Raw genomic sequence first — 3,437 nt, 5'->3', positions numbered from 1 at the left:
TCTCTTGAATTAAATAATTTTGCTGATTAATTTAAGATCAAATAAATTGTACGTTTTTTGATTTATGACGGAAGTCTAATGACTCTTATAGTTTAATTATTACCAATACTGATGATGAACATGATGAACATGATGACAGACGTAGAAAACCTAAAATTAAAAATGAATTTTCATATCGAGTAATAACATTACAAGAAAGAGATTATCGATTTATAAATATTTATATAAAAGAAATTCGCAGTGATATTAATTCAGATATCTTGTTTACTTCATTAAAACCACCCTACTCTTCTTTGAGTTATTCTGGTATTAATAAAATTTTTAAAATTATAGATAAAAATATTAAATATAGAATACCGCATCACTTTGATAATAAAGCATTTGACTCAATAAATAGCATTACACCTCATGTTTGTAGGCATACATGGGCGTATTTAATGTTAAATCATTCATATAAAAAATATGAAAACATGGATAAACTAGGGAATTCGATTAATAATATAGGTCAAAATTCTTTGGATAAAGCACAAGATGATTTACGTGTGCTTGGAGGTTGGTCTCCTACGAGTTTAATGCCTTCCTACTACGGCAAGAGATTTATCGTAGAAAGAGCCAACATCTCAAATCTTCAGAGAATTATTGAAACGAGTGAGATATTTGGAAAAAGTTCATAATAAACAAATAGATATTGAACTTAATTCTTTGGGTGATGAACAGCTTTTTAAGCTATTCTCATCTGAGGATTTAAATACTATTGATAAATTAAGGATACCCCCACTAATAAATTTTGATCTTGCATCTACATTTGATACAAAATTTATTAGTACTAAACCTGATATTTGGGAGTTTTTTTATTCTGGAAATAAGATTCATTTAAATTTTGATTGTTTTGACTTATATGAGAAGAAAATTTTGAAATTTTTCTTGGTTTTTTATATACAGGTGAATACTCCTTCAGGTCTTCATTATAAGTTTAACTCATTTAAATATTTTTTAAAATATTTTAAAAATAATAAACTTAAATTCAATTTTAATAGCTTTAAAACATTATTAAATTATTTATCGAAAAATGATAAAAATGGTTTTTATTATCATTTAAAATTTTTGGTTAAATTGCTTTTTTTGGAAAATTTTTCTGGATTTAATATTGATAAAGAGTATGAGCTTGATTTCTTGGAACGCCCTAAATCATTTAACTCAGAATTATATTATCAAGAATACGAGGATCGGATTGACTACCCTCTTAAAACTATGATTCAACAAGGATTTTCTAAGATTAATAGTAATTTGGTTGATCAAGATGAGAGCATCACTAATGAAGAGCTTTTAAATTCAGCAATGCTAGGTTTGGTTTATGTATCAGGACTTAGACCCGTTCAATTGGCTAAGCTATCTGTTAGCGATTTAAAGCAGGATACTATCCGTAAAAGTGATAATTTTTGTCGTTATAGCATCCTTATTCCTTATGCAAAGCAAGCTCGTTATGTTCATGAAAAAATCACTATTAAGTTACCTGAAGAAGTTGCTGAAATTGTTATAGCTTACATCAAAAGATATAACCTCAATGATAATCAAAAGTTATTTGATATGGGCGACAAAGCCTCTCTGTTTTGCCAACAAGCGATTAATAAACAATTATTTGATTTTTCTCCGAAGCAATATAAAGAAGCAGTTCTATCTGGTGAGATGATTCAACAGAAATATTCTTGCTTAGATTTTAGACATCATGTTGGTTACAGCCTCGCAATAAGTGGAGCTACTGCAGAAGAAATTGCTTATATTTTAGGGCACTCATCGGTAGTAACAGCTAGACATTATATTTTTTCTACACCTGAAATGGCACAAATTAGAGCTAAGGCATTAGGAAGAAACTCTTTATATCAACAAATGATTGCCATGCTATTAACTGGTCGACTGGTCTATACCAAAGATTGGTCCCGCAAAAAAGTTTTAGGCAACATAGGGGCAGAAATTTACTACGATATTGGTGGTTGCTCCTATAAAGATAATTGTCTATTTCAACCTGTGAGGAATTGCTATGGCTGCATGTATTTCCACCCTTTTATCGATGCTGATCATGGAAAAGTTCTTCATAGTATCCAAAACGAAATCAATTCATTGATTAAATTATCTGATGGGATTGGTCTATCTAGGAATCCAGTCATTAAGATTCATGAAACTACAAAGTTTGAAATTGAATCAGTGATATTACGCTGTAATGCTTTTAAGGAGTCAGATCGTGATTTCTAAAAATTATCTTGAGTTTATAAGTGAACAAAAAGAATATTTCTTAGAAAATATTCAACCGACGTTTAAAAATACTTGGAATGAATCAATATGGGTTGGAGGCTCTAATGGATCTGGATGGTTAATATCAAGATCAGGAAAAACATATCTAAATTTTGGGGTAATAAAAAGACTAAAAGGAATTGATCATGTTGAGATAGATGAAGAATTTCAAATCTTTATGAAATCTGTAATTGTTTTAAGTTATCGTCAATCCAATAAGAGGGCTTCGCCACAAAAATTGTATGCAGAAATGTTAGTTCTTAAACGTTGGTATAGCGCATTAGTTCAACATACTCAAAATCACCATGCATGTTCATTAACAACCAAGATTTTAAATATCGCTTTTGATTGCTTATTTGAAAACTCAAGTAAAACAAATCTTCCAGACCATGCGGGAAGTTTCATACGTATACAAAAGATGATCAATCATTATGGTTTTACAGAGTCACAGCTTGAATTTGTACATGATTTAAAGTACATCAATAAGAAAAATAGGACCCCAAATGCAAAAAAAACGAAAGCTTTAATTGAACAACTAGAGCTAGATGAAGATGATGTTGAAAGTGATAAATTGGTCTCAGTTCAAACTTTTATTAATATTGTTGCTCTTAGTCGTTTATGCCAAACAACCAGTGAAAAAATAGCACTTAATTTTCTATTATTATTGATCATTACGGGCTTTCGTTCAACTGAAGCTATATTATTAAAAAGAAATGCGCTAATAAAAAAGAAAATTATAGATCCCATTACACAAGAACACTTGAGTTTAGATGGTGTTCAGCAATATTCCATAGGAATTCGATATCATGGTGCTAAAGGTGCTGGAGAACGTATTCACTGGCTAGAGCCTACTGCTGGTAAATTAGCAGAAATAATTTTCGAGTCAGTAGAACAACTGACTAAAGAATATCGTGCACAAATTCAATATATAAAATCCAAGAAAATTATTGATTTTCTTCCATTAGAAATAGATGAAATTTCAGGAGATACAGTTGTTTTAGAAGATTTGATCGATACTATATTTAGAATGAGAAATATTAATGAATATAAACATAGAAGTAATTATCGATCTGAACCGTACCGGGTTTGTCGGAGACTTTTTTATTTAAGTTAGGCCACCTGACCTAACGGGTTAATCTTATCATAGT

The 3,437-nt window shown here is 30.1% G+C and carries 3 protein-coding genes; all 3 read left to right on the top strand.

Annotation, left to right across the window (positions count from 1 at the left end; genetic code table 11):
• The first annotated feature begins 260 nt into the window (after positions 1-260).
• The 3 genes from PV763_RS17135 to PV763_RS17125 are packed head-to-tail and all read left to right on the top strand — an operon-like array spanning position 261 to position 3,403.
• A complete protein-coding gene (locus PV763_RS17135) occupies positions 261-674 on the top strand; it encodes a hypothetical protein (protein ID WP_420938258.1) in 414 nt (137 codons plus the stop codon).
• Positions 675-681: 7 nt separating this feature from the next.
• The gene (locus PV763_RS17130; RefSeq protein ID WP_420938259.1) at positions 682-2,250 is read left to right on the top strand and encodes a site-specific integrase; all 1,569 of its coding nucleotides are present in this window, start codon (positions 682-684) and stop codon (positions 2,248-2,250) included.
• On the top strand, positions 2,240-3,403 hold the full coding sequence (locus PV763_RS17125) for a hypothetical protein (RefSeq protein ID WP_420938257.1): 1,164 nt from the start codon (positions 2,240-2,242) through the stop codon (positions 3,401-3,403). Before PV763_RS17130 ends, PV763_RS17125 begins: the two co-directional genes overlap by 11 nt.
• The last annotated feature ends 34 nt before the right edge of the window (positions 3,404-3,437 follow it).

The sequence above is a fragment of the Acinetobacter sp. AS5 genome (assembly GCF_048957595.1).
GTDB lineage: Bacteria > Pseudomonadota > Gammaproteobacteria > Pseudomonadales > Moraxellaceae > Acinetobacter.
Note: the sequence above shows the minus strand (reverse complement) of the source record. Positions and strands in the feature narration are given on the sequence as shown.